We start from the raw sequence: 15,926 nt of genomic DNA on the forward strand, positions 1-15,926 counted from the left end.
ACCTGGTGACACAACCGGGGGCCGCCAACCTGATGATGAACCAAGGAAGTCTCATGCACTCATCCCACGCGTTACCCTCCGTGCTGCACAGCCCCTTCCACCCCGGCGAAGTCGCCCTGGTCGGCGCCGGCCCCGGCGACCCGCGCCTGCTCACCCTGCGCGCCTGGAGCCTTTTGATGCAGGCCGATGCGGTGGTGTTCGACCGTCTGATCAGCGCCGAACTGCTGACCCTGATCCCACTGACCTGTGCCCGGCATTACGTGGGCAAGGCCAGCGGCTATCACAGCCTGCCCCAGGAACAGATCAACGAGCTGCTGGCCGAACTGGCCCAGCAGGGCCAACGGGTGGTGCGGCTCAAGGGGGGCGACCCGTTCGTGTTTGGTCGCGGTGCCGAAGAGCTGGAATACCTGCTGGCCCAAGGTGTGTCGTGCCAGGTGGTGCCCGGCATCACGGCGGCCTCCGGCTGCAGCGCCTACGCGGGTATCCCGCTGACCCACCGTGACCTGGTCAACTCGTGCCGCTTCGTCACCGGGCATTTGCAGCGCGACGGCGAATTGAAGTTGCCCTGGGACAGCCTCGCCGACAGCAGCCAGACCCTGGTGTTCTACATGGGCCTGTCGAACCTGGCGATGATCGCCGAGCGCCTGATCGGTGCCGGCCTGCCCGCCGATACACCGGCGGCGCTGATCTGCAACGGTGCCCGCGCCGACCAGCAGGTACATCGCGGCACCCTGCGCCTGCTGCCGGCCCTGGCATTGATGTGCGAACCCGGCGTGCCGACCTTGACGGTGATCGGGCAGGTGGTCGAGCTGTTTGCCGACGCCGCCCTGCACTACCCCGCCAGCCTCGCGCCCGCGCACCTGGCGGTATCCAGGGTGGCGGTATGAAACGCCTGTGGCTGGTGCCGCTGCTCTGGGCCAGCGCCGCCCATGGTGCAACCGATGCCGCCGCCGATTACCAGCAGCACTGCCAGAGCTGCCATGGCGTCAACCGGGTCGGCAGCAGCGGCCCGGCGTTGTTGCCCGAGAGCCTGGGGCGGATCAAGCCGGCCGAGATACGCCAGGTGATCGAACACGGCCGCCCGGCCAGCCAGATGGCGGCATTCGCCCCGCTGCTGACGGCGCAACAGATCGACGGCCTGGTGAGTTTTCTGCAACAGCCGCCCGCCACGCCCGCGACCTGGAACGAACAGGATATCCGTAGCAGCCATCGCCAATTGGCCGACCTCAGCCAACTGCCGAGTACCCCGCAACACCACGCCGACCCGCTGAACCTGTTTGTGGTGGTGGAGTCCGGCGATCATCACATCACTATTCTCGACGGCGACCGCTTTGAAGTGCTCGACCGTTTTGCCTCGCACTTTGCCGTGCATGGCGGGCCGAAGTTCTCCCCGGACGGGCGCTTTGTGTACTTCGCCTCACGCGATGGCTGGATCAGCCTGTATGACCTGCACAACCTCAAGCTGATCGCCGAGGTCCGCGCCGGCCTCAATACCCGCAACCTGGCGGTGAGCAAGGACGGGCGCTGGGTGCTGGTGGGCAATTACCTGCCAGGCAACCTGGTGGTGCTGGACGCGCGCGACCTGTCGCTGGTCAAGACCCTGCCGACGCATTCGCGGGTCAGCGCGGTGTACACCGCGCCGCCGCGCAACAGTTTTATCGTCGCCCTCAAGGATGTGAATGAGGTCTGGGAGTTGTCCTACGCGGCCCCTACCCCGAACTTCGAGCCCCGGCGCATCCAGGCCCAGGATGTGCTCGATGACTTTTCCTTTTCCCCCGACTACCGGCAACTGCTCGCCACCTCGCGCAAGGCCGGTGGCGGGCAAGTGATCGACCTCGATAGCGGCAAAGTGGTCACCGATATCGCGCTGTCGGGCATGCCGCACCTGGGCTCGGGGACTTACTGGCAACGCAACGGGCAGTGGGTGTTTGCCACGCCGAATATCAGCAAGGGGCAGATCTCGGTGCTGGACCTCAAGACCTGGAAGCTGATCAAGGAGATTCCCACCCTTGGACCGGGGTTCTTTATGCGCAGCCACAGCCACTCGCGCTATGTGTGGAGTGATGTGTTTTTTGCGCCGGGCAATGATGCCATTCACTTGATCGACAAGCAGACCCTGGAAATCGCCCATACCCTGCGGCCCATGCCGGGCAAGACCGCAGCGCATGTGGAATTCACCCAGGATGGGCGTTATCTGCTGTTGAGCATCTGGGACCGCGAGGGCGCGTTGATTGTGTATGACAGCCAGACGTTGCAGGAGGTCAAGCGTCTGCCCATGAACAAACCTTCGGGCAAGTACAACGTGGGCAACAAGATCGAGTTTGCCGAAGGGACTTCCCATTGATGCAGGAGCCCGGCCGGCTCCTGCCAGGGGCCCCGTGGCTGGTCAAAAGGCGTAAGTGGCCGACACGCTGACCACTTCGCCCTTGGCCTCGGACTTGCCATCCAGCGAGGCCGCACCGAGGCGGTCAACGTTCTTGCTCTTGAGTTTCACCGTCTGCACAAACTGCCGCGAATAAGCACCGTCGATACTCAAGCCCGCAATGGCCCGGATGTTGTAGCTAAAGCCCAGGGAGGCAAAGATCCGATCACCATCCGGGATACGTGGGTCGCGGGTCGCGTTACGGGTCGGCGTCTGGTCAAAGGCCAGCCCGGTGCGCACGGTAAAGTCGTCGGTAAGCTTGTAGTCGCCACCGAAGGCATACATCCAGCTGTTCCTGTAGTTGTACGGGATCGACACAAGGGTGCTGCCATCAGACTTCAAGGTCAGCGCCTTGAACGATGACCACTGGATCCAGGTGGCGCTGGCCCCCAGGGTCAGGCGCTCAGAAAACTGGTGGACCCAGTCCAGGGAGGCATGGGCGGGAATGTCCAACTGAGCAGAGGCATTGGCACCACCGGGGTAGAGACGCAGGCCGGGATACGCCAGTTCGACCAGGGTTTTGCCATCCGACACGGGGAGAGTCATCAGGTCGGTCGACAGGGGGTCGGCGTAAATGTTGTATTGCCCCTCCAGTCGGTTCTTGATTTTGGCGTGATAGTTGAGGCCCAGGGTGTCTTGTGACGTGGGCTTCCAGGTCGTTCCCGCAAACCAGCCCAGGGAGGTGTTGTCGACCTTGACGCGTATCAAGGCGTGGCCCTGGCCTGCCGGAAACGGCAGATAGCCCAGGTCTGGCGACTGTGCGGCGGCGGCATACAGATCAACGTTCTGGCTCACAAAGCCTTTGGTGTGCTGAACAATGGCACCACCGCCCACGGCAAACTGGTCATTGACCTTGAACGACAGCGAGCCGGTCAAGCCCACGGTTTCGATTTTGGTGTCTACCGCAAAGTCGCGGCCTTTCCAGTCCTCGTCCCAGGTCGTACGGGCGCCCATGGGCACCACCTGGCTCAGGCCAAAGGCAAAGCGCTCGTTGATCGGGACCACCATAAAGCTGGTCGGGGCCCAGGCCTCGAACCCGCCCTGGCCACCGTTACCGGTGCGCAGGGTCGAGGTCGTGAGGTCGGCATCTGGATCGTAGACGATACTGGACCCGGGATTGCCAGCGTAGTCATAGGCAGCGCCGCTGTATTTGATGTCGATATTGGCGTAGGTGATGGTGAACTGCGAGAGGGGTTTGTCAATGAACGCCATGGCCGCCGGGTTGTTATAGGCTGCCGATGGATCGTTCTGGAACAGCGAGCCCCCGCCAAACGCGCGCCCCCATCCTGAAGCGCCATAAGTGGGTGTCAAAAAGCCGCCCGCCTGGATAGACCCCGCGACCATAAGCCCCCCTAACAGTATCAGGCCGAGCAATACTTGGATCGGTTGTTTCTTATGACTCATGCACGCGACTCCTATTTATTGTTATTCACCCATGGCTGACGATCTCGATATGAACGACAGCAACAGGTGCCTATAAAAGGCACCTGTCTTTTTCAACGGATGCTCATAACATTCCGTATCGGATGAGACTTATGGAGAAACCGTGAAGGCCGGGGTTGGCTTCACGTTAAGTGCGCTGATCTTGCACTTGCCAACGGTCTGCGTCGAAGGAATGCTCAGCGTGTTGGTAGAGTTATTGAACGTCACCGCAATCGTGGTAGGCGAACTTGCGCAATTACCCAAAATATTGAAGTTGACACCCGACACGGTCCCGGCAAACACGTTTGAGCCGGTACCGGTTGGGGTCAGGGTCCAAGGCAAGCCCAACATAGTAGGCACGCCGCATAAAGGGTTGCTGCCACTGACTGTAGCGTTTGTAATCGTCGCGGAAGCCCCATTGGAGGCAACCGAGCCGGAGAAGTTGATGGTGCAGGACACCGGAACACCAAATGAGGCCGGCGAGGAAACCGAAATGGCCCCCGCCGGGGTGCTGAACGCGGCGCCCGCTGGGGCAACGGTCACAGCACTGGCCATCGAGGCGGCGCCCAGGCAAATAGCAAAAGCAGACAGCGAGATAAGGTTTTTCAAGCTTTTCATTATTTTTCCTCACATGGATGGCGAGTTATTTCGCCGGGGTAATGGCCATGATCGAGAAGTCACGGTTAAACCGTAGCCCGCTCTTTCAAGCCAAACTTCAATTCAATCAACTGCACAATAGAGTGCATTTATCTGGATAACTTTTAAGCCAACAGTTTCTTGCAACTACAGGCTCGAATAGATTTAAAGCATCGCGAACTATCTGACTTATATAGGGAAGCCATAGCCAATAAAAAAGCGCAGCGCAGCCATCGGTTTAACTCCCAAATAAACATTTAAAAGTTCGATTAAATATCCTGCCAGGAGCAAAAGAAGAAGCGTCAATCACACTATGATGAATATATTTTCAAAAAGATTTTTCATAACTCGTATTAAATAATCTACATGAAAAAAGCCCCCGCGCCAGAGGGCATTTTCCATTTGCGAGAAGTCCTACGTTGCCATTGAGAGACGGGTAAAAGAGGCTACATACCGGCCCCATTCGCCTTGAGCGCCCGCTCCAGAACGAAACGCTGGAGTGCATCGCCGGGCAGCGCTTGACTGAAATACCAACCCTGGATAATCAGCTCTGCCCCCCCATGGCCCCCGCCCGATTGGAGAAAGGCCAATTGCTCGGCGGTTTCCACCCCTTCCACCACCACCCCCAGGTTCAGCGCTTCACAAAAGCGCAGCATGCCGGTCAAGACCTGCGCGCCCTTGGGGTCTTGCTGGGCCACCACAAAACTGCGGTCGATCTTGATGAAATCCACCGGGAACTGGTGCAGGTAACTCAGCGCGGAAAAGCCCGTGCCGAAGTCGTCGATATAAACCTTGGCCCCAATGGCCTGCAGTTTTTCGATCATCTGCCGGGTCACCTGGATATCCCCCACCAGGGCATCCTCGGTGATCTCCACCGACACCTGGCCGTTGGCCTGGGACAGGATGTCCACCAATTGCCGGCCATACGCCGGGGTCGTCAGGGTGGCGCTGGAGACATTGATGGTGATCGGCAGCGCAAAACCGGTTTTCTGCCACTGCTGGTACTGACGCACCGCCTGGGAGGCCACCCACAAGTCCACATCCGGCATCAACCGGGCCTGGGCCAGCCACTGGAGGAACTCCCAGGGCGAGTGCACCTTGCCCTGGCTATCCCGGGCCCGCATCAGCGCTTCGCAGCCCGTGCACAAGCCGGTCAGGGAGGACACCTGGGGCTGGTACTCCAGGTAGAACTCGTAGTCGCTGATCTGCTGGATCCGGCTCAATTCACGGGCCTGCCGTGCCAAGGCCCGGTGAGAGGTCAGCACCGGGTCCAACTCCTGCAGGCGTCCTTTTTCTTCGAGCCCGCGAAAGGTCATGTCGAATGACTTGAGGTAAACGGTGCCGCCCTCCACCGCCTGCTGGTGGATCGCCCAGACGTAGGGCGCATAGACCAAGGTCCCGACCCCCAGCAACAGCAGTTGCAGGGCCACCGCCGCCAGGTCGCCCTGGGTACTCAGGTAGGCATTGAGCAGCACCGGCGCGGTAAACGGCACGCTGGCCACCGCCGGCGAGACCCAGCCGGCCTGCACCGCAAACAACGCCAGCAGGGTGTTGAGCGCCGGGACCGCCAAAAAAGGGATAAACAAGCGCGGGTTGAGGATGATCGGCAAGCCGAACAGCAACACTTCACTGACATTGAACAGCGACAGCGGCAGGCTGGCCATTGCCAGCAGGCGCATGGACTGGCTCTTGGAAAACAGCAGAATCGCCAGCAGCAGGCACAGGGAACCGCCGGCCCCGCCAATAAAGGCAAAGCTGCCCAGCAGGCCGCCATTGAGCACGTAGCGGATAGGCTCCCCCGCCGCCTGCGCCATGCCGTTGAGCACCACCGCCTGGTCCAATGCATCAAACAGCGGCTGGAGCGCATACACCCCATGAATACCAAAAAACCACAGCAGCGAATTGATCGCCGTGACAAACAGGCCACTGCCATAGGGCGACTGCAGCGCATCGAGCATCAGCGGCCCCTGGAATTGCGCCACCGGGGGCACCTGCAACAGCAACGACAATGTCACCACCAGCAGCAATGCCGTGATTGCCCCCGGCACCACCATATTGATGGTGCCCTTGAGGTTGTGCCCCACCAGGTCCTCGTTGACCAGGCGGGTCCAGCGGTAGCGATGCAACCAGGCAATCGCTGGCACATTGATCAGCGGCGAGGCAATGGCAATAAACAGGATGAAAGTCGCCGCCGCACGTGGATAGTCACGCAAGACAAAGGTGGCAATGACCACGTACATCAGGCACAGGAACGCCACCGGCAACTGTGGCAATCGGTGCTGGACCGCCAGCATATAGCCGATGGAAGCCGCCACCAGCAGCGGGATCACAGAACTGATCTTGGCATGCAGGCCCGCCAGGAATGCCACCACTGGCGATGAAAACCCCAGGATCCGGGCGCATTCGGATAACAGCAGGAACCCTGCCGAGACCAGCAGGCACGGCAAGATCCATAACAGACCTTCACGGATGGCTCGCAGCGACTCCGTGCTCGCCAGGGCGGCCAGGCGTTGGGTAAAGAAGAGCTTGAACAGCGTTTGCGCCATGATTGTCTCCTTGCCCGCGGGCCGTCACACCGGGGGCAACCCCTCAACCGGAGCCTGCGACGAGGGCTTAACGCTACACGCCCAGGCCCCGCCAATGAAAGGGGTTTGCCACATTTGGCGTCGAGGCGTTGCCCCTGGGCGTCAGCAGGCATGCAGATGAGGGTGTAATGTTCCAGGCTTTTTGAAACAATGCTGCCCTTCAGGGCCTTGCCGCCCACGCGGGTGCCGCAGGTTTTCGGAACCAACTGCACCGCAGACAGGTCATGAGCTGTACGGGTCTGTCGACCCACAGGCCGGTATCGAATGACTCGATCCGCAGACCACTTTTACACCCATGGGGGTCGGTACACCGACTGACCCAGCGTTCTCAGGGAGATGGATTGAACATGCAAGGCAGGTTTTCAAATCGCGCGCGACCTTTGGTTTTCACCGTAGTGCTGTGGTTGTGCGGGGTCGCCGTACTGTTTTTGATCAAGGCTGGCGTCGAAGCCGTGGAAGGGCCTATCAGCAAGACCTGGATCGACTTGACCCTGGTACTCGCCGCCTACCTGTTCTTTTTCCTGCTGGACCCACTGCAACAGTGGACGGCCAATCGGCTGCGTAAACGCGCCCGGCGCAAAAGCCGCTACGAACAAGCGTCGTCCTAGAATCTGTTTGCCTGGGAACTGACGCAGCAGCTGATCACCCCGTCATCTAACGGGCACGATCCGCGAACCAACGACCCACCACCGAATGTTCACACTGCATGGCCGCCTGCAATTCGTCAGCGGTGATGGTTCGGCGTTGCGGGTCGACACTGAGCGCCACCCGCAACGCCGGCCAGCAACGCCGGGGCAGTTGCCGAGGGGGCGCCAGTCGCGGCCTCGGGCCCGCCCCTTGCGCCGCACGCCCACCCAGTGCCAGGTCATACAACAGGCATGCTGCGCCATACACCTCCGAACTGGCTGACAGCGGCGCCCCCTCCTGCAGTTCCGGTGCGGCATAGGCCGGTGTCCAGGCCGTGAAACGCTGTTGACTCAAGGCCGGCAGCCCGGACAGCGGCGGCCCGAGCGCCTGGGCAAGGCCAAAGTCAAACAGGCGCACCCCGTCAGCGCCCAACATCACATTGCCGGGCTTCACATCGCCGTGCAATACACCTTGCCGATGGATATAACCCAACGCTTCCAGCAGCCCCAAGGCAATAGGGCGCAATGCCTGCCAAGGCACCCCGCGCGGGCAGTTGAGCAGCAACTGGTCCAGGGTCATGCCGCTCATCAACTCCATGGTGAAGAATGCCACTTCACCCGTGGTATCCACCTCAAATGAAAACACTCGCACCACACGCTCGTGCCGCAGGTAGCGGGTCAGGGAAAACTCGCTGTAGAGCAACAGGTGAGCGTCCTGTGACGGGGCCAGGTGCTCGCCGAGAACCTTGAGGGCCACCTGGGACCTCGGTTCACCGAATTGCTCATGCAGCAAGTCACGGGCGCGATAGACAACCCCCATGCCGCCCACCCCGAGCACCCGTTCAAGACGATAGCGCCCGGCCAATAACGCCGGCAGTGGCTGCCCCGGGGGCGGATCGCAGGACTGGGGGAGCTGTTCCATCAGCGTCGGGCCGCTGTGATTGGCGCCGTACGCCCGGCGTTGCGACAGGTATCTTGCCGTGGGCTCATAGTTGCTCCGGTATGCGGAAGGTCCGCCACGCCGCCATCTCGAACGGGTTCGGCGTCCGCTGGCTGGTCAACAGGTAGTGGGCGCGCAGGCCGCCGATATCGGCCTTGAGCAAGCGCGCATCACGCCCATTCAAGGGTTCGCCCTGCAGCAAATCGAACAGGCGGAACAGCGACCATGGCCCGGTGTTTTTTTCAATGCCCAATGGCTGTTGCGCCATGCCTTCGAGCACCAGGCTGCTACGACCGTCCTCGACATCGGTGGGCCACTGGAACAGCATCGGTACAATCGGCCCATGGCGGTATTCCATCTGCTGGTCGCCGAACCGCAGGATCGCCCGACTGACCGTGGGGTCCAGGCTGTAGGGCGCCAGGGTGAAGCGCACCCCCGGCTCCCCCGGGTCATCGGCAAAGAACGCCTCGCGTATGGTGCGTGCCTTGGCCAGTTGGTCCAGCAACGCCCGTGACATCGGCAGGCTGCGGCCATCCAGGCTGCGCAACCGATAACGGTTGCCATCGCCGATGACAAAGGGCCGCAGGTCATCGTCAAGGAACCGCGCCATCAACCCTTGCGGCTTGAAGAACTCGCGAAAATCATTGAGCGCGACATCGCTGCTGGCATGGGCGCTGAACGGATAGCGCTGCTTGATCGCCGAGGAATAGAACCCATACACCTCACTCTGATAGCGCCGGTTCAGGTGCCGGTAGGCCGCGTCGAGCACCAGGCGCCAACTGTCATCCGCTACGCCCGCCAACCAGCCGTTGAGGGGCGTCGGCAGGCGCTCCGTGGCATTGCGCAGGTTACCCAGGGCGTCCCGTTGCCCCTGCATGCGCCGCTTGACCATCTCAAAGGCCGCCCGGTCAGGCTGGTTATCCCGGCCAAGGGTGGCCAATTGCAGTTGCAACGGGTTGAGGGTTTGCAGCACCTGCGACAACTCAGGCCCTGGGTTGTCCTGTTCATCGAGCAATTGATGCAGGGCTTCAAACCGACGCTGCAAAGCGCGCTGTGCGGTGTCAGGCATCCGTTGCGTGGCATTGTCCAAGGCGGCCTGGGCCACTGGCGAACCCGGCTGGAGTGCGTCCAGGCGCTCGACAGGGCTTGAGAAACGGGTGTTTTCCCTGATTTGCTGCAATAACTGCAATAACGGCGAACGGGGTGATGTCAGGCTCGCCAGTTGCTCGGCCATTTGCCGCGACGTCTCACTGTCCTGTAAGCGCACCTGGGCCAATGCGGCACTCCAGGCCTGGGCATAGTCACTGAAATAGCGTTGCTCCAGTTCGACCAGCAGTTGGCGCAGGCCCAGGGCATTGAGTTCCGTGCCCTCCCCCAGCACCCAGTTGTCGCGCACGATGCTATCGACCATCCGGCTACCCTGCACCGCAAAGAACTGACGGTAGCCCTGCTGGGTAAAAAAGCCCGGAATGGCCTGGTCGATGCCGGTGAACACTTGCTCCTGCGGGTCCAGGTGTTGAGTGAAGCGATAGGGTTCAAGCTCGCTGCCCTGCTCACGCAACAGACGGTAGACCACGCCAGCCAGGGGCTGTGCTTTCAACACCTGGCGAGCCTGGGCGACCAGCGTTTCGTCGAGCGGCATTGCAAAGGGCTGCTCGAGCACTTGGGCAAAATGTAGGTTCAAACGCTTCTGCAGCGACGGGTCTGTGGGGTAACGCAGCGACCACAATTCGGCGACCCGATCCGCCAACCATTGCTTGTCCCGGCGCTCTGGCAGGTTGAGCATCAGGTAGGCGCGCAGGCTGAGGAGTAGCTGCTGGCGGTCGTGCAAGCTGCTGCGCACCTGCTGCTCCAACAGCTCGCGGACCCGGGCCATCAAGTGTTGTAGCAATGCCTGTTGGTAGGCCGTGTCCAGCACCGGGCGGCTCCTGTCGCCTTGATACAACCCCGTGAACGGCATCCAACCCGCGCCCTGCGGTGACGCAAAAACCTGGGTGGCTGCCAGTCGGCTATCCAGGAGCGGCACGATCGCCAGGGTCTGGTCTGCTGCAGCGTGGCCACGGACAGGCGTGCGCGCCAATTCACGCAGTTGCTCCAGGCGTTGATGGTTCTGCGAATAGCTGTACATCCACAGTGAACCTGCAGCGCCGAGTACCAGTAAGGCCGCCAGCGCCAAGCCGCGCTGACGCCGACGGATGCGCACCCGTTCCCGGTGGTCCAGGCCGGCCAGGTCGACCTCACCGAACACCACCCGGCTGAACAGCCCCTGGATAAACCGTGGGCGGCTTTGCCCGGCGCCCGACTCACTGCCGGAGCTGGTCAGGTAAAAACCGCGCAAGGCGTTGACGCGCTGGTAACGATGGGCAGAAAACGCCAGTTCAATAAACAGGCACAACCGCTCCCCGATCAGCGCCACCTGCCGGGGGAAATCCAACATACGCCCCCGGCGCTCACCACTGCGCTCCAGATGCAGGCGTTGTATCAATTCCCCACTCAAACGCTGCAGCAAGGCTTCAAAGGCCTGGCGCACTTCGCCAACATCGGTTCCCGCCTGGCCAGGTACGATGTGCTCGCCCAACAGGCCATCACTGGCCTGGCCCTCCGTTCGCTCGAAGAACTCGACAAACCCGGGCAAATGATCCGCCTGCGTCAGTACCAGGTAGACCGGCAACTGCACATGTAAGGTCTGCTGCAGGTCGTGAAGGCGACTGTTGAACTGGCGCGCCATAACGCTCAGTGCCTGCTCGCTGCCATTGAGCAAGGTGTCCACCGAAACTGTCAGCAGTACGCCGCTGAGCGGGCGCGCACGGCGACGGGCTTTCAACAGGTTCAACAGCGTCGCCCAGCCACTGCTGTCGACCTCACTGTCGGTGTGCGCCAGGTAGCGCGCCGGGGTTTCGACCAGTACCCCTTCCTCGGCAAAATACCACTCGCAATGACGTATGCCGCCAGCTGCGTGTGGGTCGCCGGCATCCGTGCGGTCCAATGGCAGTTGTAGCCCGCCGGCCTGCAACAGACGGGTCTTGCCACTGGCGCTGCATCCCATCACCAGGTGCCAGGGCAACTCACTGCGCCAGCGTTCGCTGCGCTTGCCATAGCGGCGCGATGTCTTGAGGGCTTGCAGCGCCTCCTTGAAGCGGCCACGCACGTTGTTCTGCTCATGCTCGACCAGCCCCTTGCGCTGTTTTGGCGGTACCTGCTCCGGGCCGCCATCATCGCCAGGCAGTTGCCCAGGGTTACGCCGATTGACGAAGACCATCAACAGGCCCCAGGCCAGGAACAAGCCACTGATGGTCAGTAAGCGCGAAGTCGCACCGAGCCAGAAACGCTTGTCGTCGACCGCCAGGAGCGGCCCGAACCACCACACGGCCCAGGCCAGTAACAGCACCAGCAGCAGGCTCCAGACCCAGGTCAGCGCCAGGGCTGCAACCAGCGTTTTGAATAGAGGTTTCATGATTCGCTCCCTGCGTTACTTCGGTGTCCGGGTGATGTCTGGGGTGGTCTGAAGATAGGGTTGGAGCACGCTCTCGCGTTGCTCCCCAAGCACCCAGGCGAACCCCGCATACATCATGCCCAGGCCCACCCCGACAAATACCCAGACCCAGGTGGCCGGAACAATACGCAGCGCCGGCCCCGGCTTGCGGCTGGACGGTGGCCGGGGATCCGTGGCCGGCGGCGCGTCCCCACGCACATGGATGATCTGCCGGTACAAGGCGTCACGAATGCCCTCCAACTGCAGCAACCCGCGTTCCATCACCCGGTACTTGCCTTCAAAGCCCAGTGCCAGGCACAGGTACATCAACTCCAGCATCGCCAGGTGCTTGAACGGGTCCCTGGACAGTCGCTCCAGCAGCTCAAAAAATTTTTCGCCACCAAAGGTTTCGTTGTGAAAGCTGCTCAACAGGCTCATTTGCGACCAGTCGCTCTGGCGCCCCCACGCCGTGGTGCCCACGGCCTCGTCAATGACGCTGCACAACACGTAGCGGGCCGCCATGATCTGGCTGTCGGGGATTGCGTCGTGGCGGGCCCGCTGTTCAAAAAGCGTGATGCCCGAGGACAGTCGGTCATTGAGCGAGTGCAGGCCTTCACGGGCCGAGCCGCCCTTGAGCCGGACCACCTCCGACAACAGGTCCCAGGCCGCCGTCACCAGGGGGTTGAGGCCAAGCCTGAAGGGCTGCGTGCCCTGCAAATGGGCGGCATGGATCATCCGGTCTTCAAGCTGTTCAAAGCGCGGTGGTGTCTCGAAATCGGTCATGGCGCCCTGTGCCGGGCCGAATCCATGCCGATCCAGCAGGACCGTCTTGTCATCCTGTGGGTATGCCTTGTCCATCGTCATAGGTTCAGTTCCTGATAGCCCAGAATTTCAATTCAAGATCGGCAAACTCGCCGCTGACATGGAAGGCGAATCCGCCTGAATGCTCCAACTGCTCCAGGTCACGGGCACTGAGTTCGAGCATGAAATAGGTTTTGCTGGCATGGAACGGAATCTGCCGTGGCGCCACGGGCAGCGGTTTGACGCTAATACCCGCCAGGTGCAGGTTGACCAACTCGCGAATCCGCTCCACCGGCCCGACCTTGAGGTGCGCCGGCAGCCGCAGGCGCAGTACCTCCGAATCGCAGCGGGCACTGGCGGCCAAAATGAAGGTGGCAGAGCCCAGCAGGTTCAGGTCATTGACCGGGCACACCAGCACACCGTATTGACGGGGCTGCAATACCAGTTCAATGGCGTGTTGCTCCAGCACCATCGACAGGACCGAACGAATGGCCGCCATCAGTTCCCGAAAGCTCGCCCCCTGGTCGCTATGCCGGTAGCGCCCTTCAAAACTGGCGCGCTTGGTATCGCTGGAAAATGTCGAAAGCTCCCCCAACAACCCAAGCAGGGCCTGGTACAACTGGTCAGGGCCCAGGCGGGCCTGGTCCAGGTCGTGACGCAGGATCAACTCGGTCCGGTTGATCAACTGCAGCATCAGGAAATCCCCCATCTGCGCACCGGCCGCCTGGCCAGCATCCTGCAAGCGTTCGGCAATCGCGTCACCGCGAAACGCCAACAGGCTGATCACCTCCTTGAGGCAAGACAACAAAAACGGCGAGCCGTGCAGGTGCATGAACGTCGGGGAGAACACGCTATCAAGCGCAACAACGCCTTGGGCGCTGCAATCCTGGACCTGTGCGACCTTGAGTTTGACGCAGGTCTGCCCCCCAGGATCATCGCCAAGCAGCAAGCGGAAGTCCGGGCGGGCGCAGGTGATGGTACAGCGCGTGTCTTCGCCGGCATTGGCGTCTCCCACTTCGGCTTCGTACGCGGTATAGCGTGCCACGACGTCAGCCTGCGCCGGCTGGCGCACCTCGACAGCATTGCCGGCGACCATCGGCAAAGCCAGGTACACCGCCTGGCTGCCGCTATTGGCAGGGATTTCCAGTACCAGCGGCGAGGCCGGCTCACGCAGTTCAAACAGGGTGCCGTCAGGCAGTACACCACTGGCCTGGCTGACCACTACCTTGCCCATATCGAGGTATTGCGGGTCGATTTCCAGCGTCAGGAAGCCCCAGGCATAGCCCTGTGCCAATTGGCTGCGGCGGGCCAGTTGCTGGTGGTAGTAGCGGTCGTTGTGCTGCAGATGCTGAGGGCGCAACAACATGCCCTCCTGCCAGATCACTTTATCGATCAGCATGTCAGTCACCTGCCTTGGCGGTCTGTAAAGCCGTTGCGCGCACGCCGGCTTCGTCGAGCAGCAGATCGACCTGGGTCCGCGACTCGACGGCCAGCGGCACCACATGGCGCCATCGCGCCTGGGGCAAATCCCGGTAGGCCGCCAGCACGCCGAGGTAACGGCTGCCTGGCGTTGCACGGAGCTTCATCGCGACCTGCTCGCCAGGGCGTAATTCCCACTCCTCGCTGCTGACCAGGTCCTTGGGCAAGGTGTTTTCGGCACGCCCATACAGGCTGAAGAAATCGGCATTCTCGAAGGCCACGGGGTTTCTGAGTTCCAGCAGGCGCACCACGATCGGTGACGGCCGGCCATTCACATCCGGGTTGACCCGATCACTGGCGGTCAGCGTCAGGTCCAGCTTGGTCAGCGTCGAATAGGGAGACAGGTTGCTGCAACCGGGCAACAGCCCCATCACAGCCAATAACAGAACAGAGGTGGCACGTGGCATGGGGCTCATCCAGAACAAGGGCTATAAAGGGTGGAAACCAGGCGCACCTGTTCCCTGTAGGCGTTGGCAAAGTCCTCGTTCAGTAGGCGCTCTTCCCAATCGTCGTCCTCGACCAGGCGTTGATAATGGCGCAGGTAAGCCCGCCAATAAGCACCGCTGGTGGGGATCCGCGGGGTGTTGCCCTGCTGTTCAAAACGGACCAGCAACTGGCCAGGTGCAAACGCCGCCAGGGCGCCGCGCATGGCCGCCCGACAGCCGGCGAGCAGTGCAACCTGGTGCACCTGTAAATCGCGATATGCCTGGGTAATCGTCAGTTCGCCAGCCCCCTGCAACATGGCCTCCAGCGCTTGCCCTCCCTCGCTCAACAGCCCCAGGTCGCGGGCTGGCGTCTGACCGAGCGAGGCGCCCAGCGCACTTTTCAGCTCTGCATGGGTGTGCAGGTTCTGTTGCAGCCCTTCGATGGCCTGCTTGAGCAAGTCTGCGACCTTGATGGCCAGCGCTTGCCGCCCAGGCTCGTCAAGAGGGTCCAGGCGCACGCCCAGCGCCTGGGCAAACGCCTCCCAGAACAGCCCATGGTCATGGGCTGGCGGGGTAGTTTCTACAGGCGCAGACACCTGCACAGCAGGCTCGACCAGGGTCGGCACAGGCACATGGTGGCGTTCCACCGTGCTGGTGTCCGCCCAGTTCGAGGGCGTGCTGCTCGGTTCCGGTAGTGGCCGGGCCTGTTGGTCATCCAGGGCACGCACAGGATCCAACTGCAGGAACGCGTCATCGGGGATCAGGTTGTCGTGATGATTCGACGTGTCAGCGGCCTCCAGCAACTGCGTGCGCAGATCAAACGGCCCCATCCGCAACACCATGCCTTGGCTGATCGGCCGGGCCTGGCCCTTGCGCAAGCGCACGGTGCCGTCTCCCAGGCGAATGCCATTAGTGCTGATGTCAGTCAGAAAGTACTGATCGTCACGAAAGCTGACCAAGGCATGATGATTGGACAGTTGGCGACTGGGATCGGGAATCACCCAATCGCAATCGGCACCACGGCCGATCACCCCTCCAGCGCCATCAAAGATTTTGCTGCGGGTCGAGCCGGGCATGTCTTGCCCATTGCCACAGACCTCAAATACCAACTGCATACA

At 61.6% G+C, this 15,926-nt stretch carries 12 protein-coding genes; 3 read left to right on the plus strand and 9 right to left on the minus strand.

The features are described from left to right. Positions 1 to 53: 53 nt before the first annotated feature. Together cobA and BLL38_RS15185 are read left to right on the plus strand one after the other, a co-directional pair. Entirely contained in the window at positions 54 to 887 is an 834-nt protein-coding gene (gene cobA, locus BLL38_RS15180; RefSeq protein ID WP_076963281.1) for a uroporphyrinogen-III C-methyltransferase, read from the plus strand. After that, the gene (locus BLL38_RS15185) at positions 884 to 2,344 is read left to right on the plus strand and encodes a cytochrome D1 domain-containing protein (RefSeq protein ID WP_076963282.1); all 1,461 of its coding nucleotides are present in this window, start codon (positions 884 to 886) and stop codon (positions 2,342 to 2,344) included. The genes cobA and BLL38_RS15185 overlap by 4 nt, the downstream gene beginning before the upstream one ends. 42 nt (positions 2,345 to 2,386) lie before the next feature. Here BLL38_RS15185 and BLL38_RS15190 read toward each other — a convergent pair whose 3' ends face one another. The 3 genes from BLL38_RS15190 to BLL38_RS15200 form a co-directional block, all read right to left on the minus strand. Continuing rightward, positions 2,387 to 3,826 (minus strand): outer membrane protein transport protein, encoded by a 1,440-nt coding sequence (locus BLL38_RS15190; protein WP_076963283.1) that lies wholly within the window; start codon positions 3,824 to 3,826, stop codon positions 2,387 to 2,389. 129 nt (positions 3,827 to 3,955) lie between these two features. Continuing rightward, positions 3,956 to 4,462 (minus strand): alkane oxidation protein activator PraB, encoded by a 507-nt coding sequence (praB, locus tag BLL38_RS31430; RefSeq protein WP_076963284.1) that lies wholly within the window; start codon positions 4,460 to 4,462, stop codon positions 3,956 to 3,958. A 464-nt stretch (positions 4,463 to 4,926) separates the two neighbouring features. Further along, positions 4,927 to 7,026 (minus strand): EAL domain-containing protein, encoded by a 2,100-nt coding sequence (locus BLL38_RS15200; protein ID WP_076963285.1) that lies wholly within the window; start codon positions 7,024 to 7,026, stop codon positions 4,927 to 4,929. A 419-nt stretch (positions 7,027 to 7,445) separates the two neighbouring features. On the opposite strand from BLL38_RS15200, the gene BLL38_RS15205 reads away from it, so the two are divergent. After that, positions 7,446 to 7,673, plus strand: a complete 228-nt coding sequence (locus BLL38_RS15205; RefSeq protein WP_236309728.1) for a hypothetical protein — start codon at positions 7,446 to 7,448, stop codon at positions 7,671 to 7,673. A 46-nt stretch (positions 7,674 to 7,719) separates the two neighbouring features. Here the strand turns inward: BLL38_RS15205 and BLL38_RS15210 are convergent, their stop codons facing one another. From BLL38_RS15210 to tagH, 6 genes are all read right to left on the minus strand, one after another. Then, positions 7,720 to 8,613: a serine/threonine-protein kinase gene (locus BLL38_RS15210; RefSeq protein ID WP_076963287.1), complete on the minus strand. Its 894-nt coding sequence runs from the start codon at positions 8,611 to 8,613 to the stop codon at positions 7,720 to 7,722. Positions 8,614 to 8,677: 64 nt separating this feature from the next. Next, positions 8,678 to 12,085: a type VI secretion system membrane subunit TssM gene (tssM, locus tag BLL38_RS15215; protein WP_076963288.1), complete on the minus strand. Its 3,408-nt coding sequence runs from the start codon at positions 12,083 to 12,085 to the stop codon at positions 8,678 to 8,680. A gap of 15 nt (positions 12,086 to 12,100) precedes the next feature. Beyond that, positions 12,101 to 12,967: a type IVB secretion system protein IcmH/DotU gene (gene icmH, locus BLL38_RS15220; RefSeq protein WP_076963289.1), complete on the minus strand. Its 867-nt coding sequence runs from the start codon at positions 12,965 to 12,967 to the stop codon at positions 12,101 to 12,103. 4 nt (positions 12,968 to 12,971) lie between these two features. Then, complete coding sequence (tssK, locus tag BLL38_RS15225) at positions 12,972 to 14,303, minus strand: type VI secretion system baseplate subunit TssK (RefSeq protein ID WP_076963290.1); 1,332 nt, start codon at positions 14,301 to 14,303, stop codon at positions 12,972 to 12,974. 1 nt (position 14,304) lies between these two features. Further along, complete coding sequence (gene tssJ, locus BLL38_RS15230) at positions 14,305 to 14,790, minus strand: type VI secretion system lipoprotein TssJ (protein ID WP_083743068.1); 486 nt, start codon at positions 14,788 to 14,790, stop codon at positions 14,305 to 14,307. Positions 14,791 to 14,795: 5 nt separating this feature from the next. Next, positions 14,796 to 15,923 carry a type VI secretion system-associated FHA domain protein TagH gene (gene tagH / locus BLL38_RS15235; RefSeq protein ID WP_076963292.1) on the minus strand — a complete coding sequence of 376 codons (1,128 nt, stop codon included), beginning with the start codon at positions 15,921 to 15,923 and terminating at the stop codon, positions 14,796 to 14,798. Positions 15,924 to 15,926 lie beyond the last annotated feature (3 nt).

Origin of the sequence: Pseudomonas gessardii, from assembly GCF_001983165.1 — a bacterium.
In the GTDB taxonomy this organism is placed as follows: Bacteria; Pseudomonadota; Gammaproteobacteria; order Pseudomonadales; family Pseudomonadaceae; genus Aquipseudomonas; species Aquipseudomonas gessardii.

Excerpts from the sequence above, each read along its gene's own strand:
- cobA (WP_076963281.1), top strand. The coding sequence starts at position 54 with ATGCACTCATCCCACGCGTTACCCTCCGTGCTGCACAGCCCCTTCCAC.
- BLL38_RS15185 (WP_076963282.1), top strand. The coding sequence starts at position 884 with ATGAAACGCCTGTGGCTGGTGCCGCTGCTCTGGGCCAGCGCCGCCCAT.
- BLL38_RS15190 (WP_076963283.1), bottom strand. The coding sequence starts at position 3,826 with ATGAGTCATAAGAAACAACCGATCCAAGTATTGCTCGGCCTGATACTG.
- praB (WP_076963284.1), bottom strand. The coding sequence starts at position 4,462 with ATGAAAAGCTTGAAAAACCTTATCTCGCTGTCTGCTTTTGCTATTTGC.
- BLL38_RS15200 (WP_076963285.1), bottom strand. The coding sequence starts at position 7,026 with ATGGCGCAAACGCTGTTCAAGCTCTTCTTTACCCAACGCCTGGCCGCC.
- BLL38_RS15210 (WP_076963287.1), bottom strand. The coding sequence starts at position 8,613 with ATGGAACAGCTCCCCCAGTCCTGCGATCCGCCCCCGGGGCAGCCACTG.
- tssM (WP_076963288.1), bottom strand. The coding sequence starts at position 12,085 with ATGAAACCTCTATTCAAAACGCTGGTTGCAGCCCTGGCGCTGACCTGG.
- icmH (WP_076963289.1), bottom strand. The coding sequence starts at position 12,967 with ATGACGATGGACAAGGCATACCCACAGGATGACAAGACGGTCCTGCTG.
- tssK (WP_076963290.1), bottom strand. The coding sequence starts at position 14,303 with ATGCTGATCGATAAAGTGATCTGGCAGGAGGGCATGTTGTTGCGCCCT.
- tssJ (WP_083743068.1), bottom strand. The coding sequence starts at position 14,790 with ATGCCACGTGCCACCTCTGTTCTGTTATTGGCTGTGATGGGGCTGTTG.
- tagH (WP_076963292.1), bottom strand. The coding sequence starts at position 15,923 with ATGCAGTTGGTATTTGAGGTCTGTGGCAATGGGCAAGACATGCCCGGC.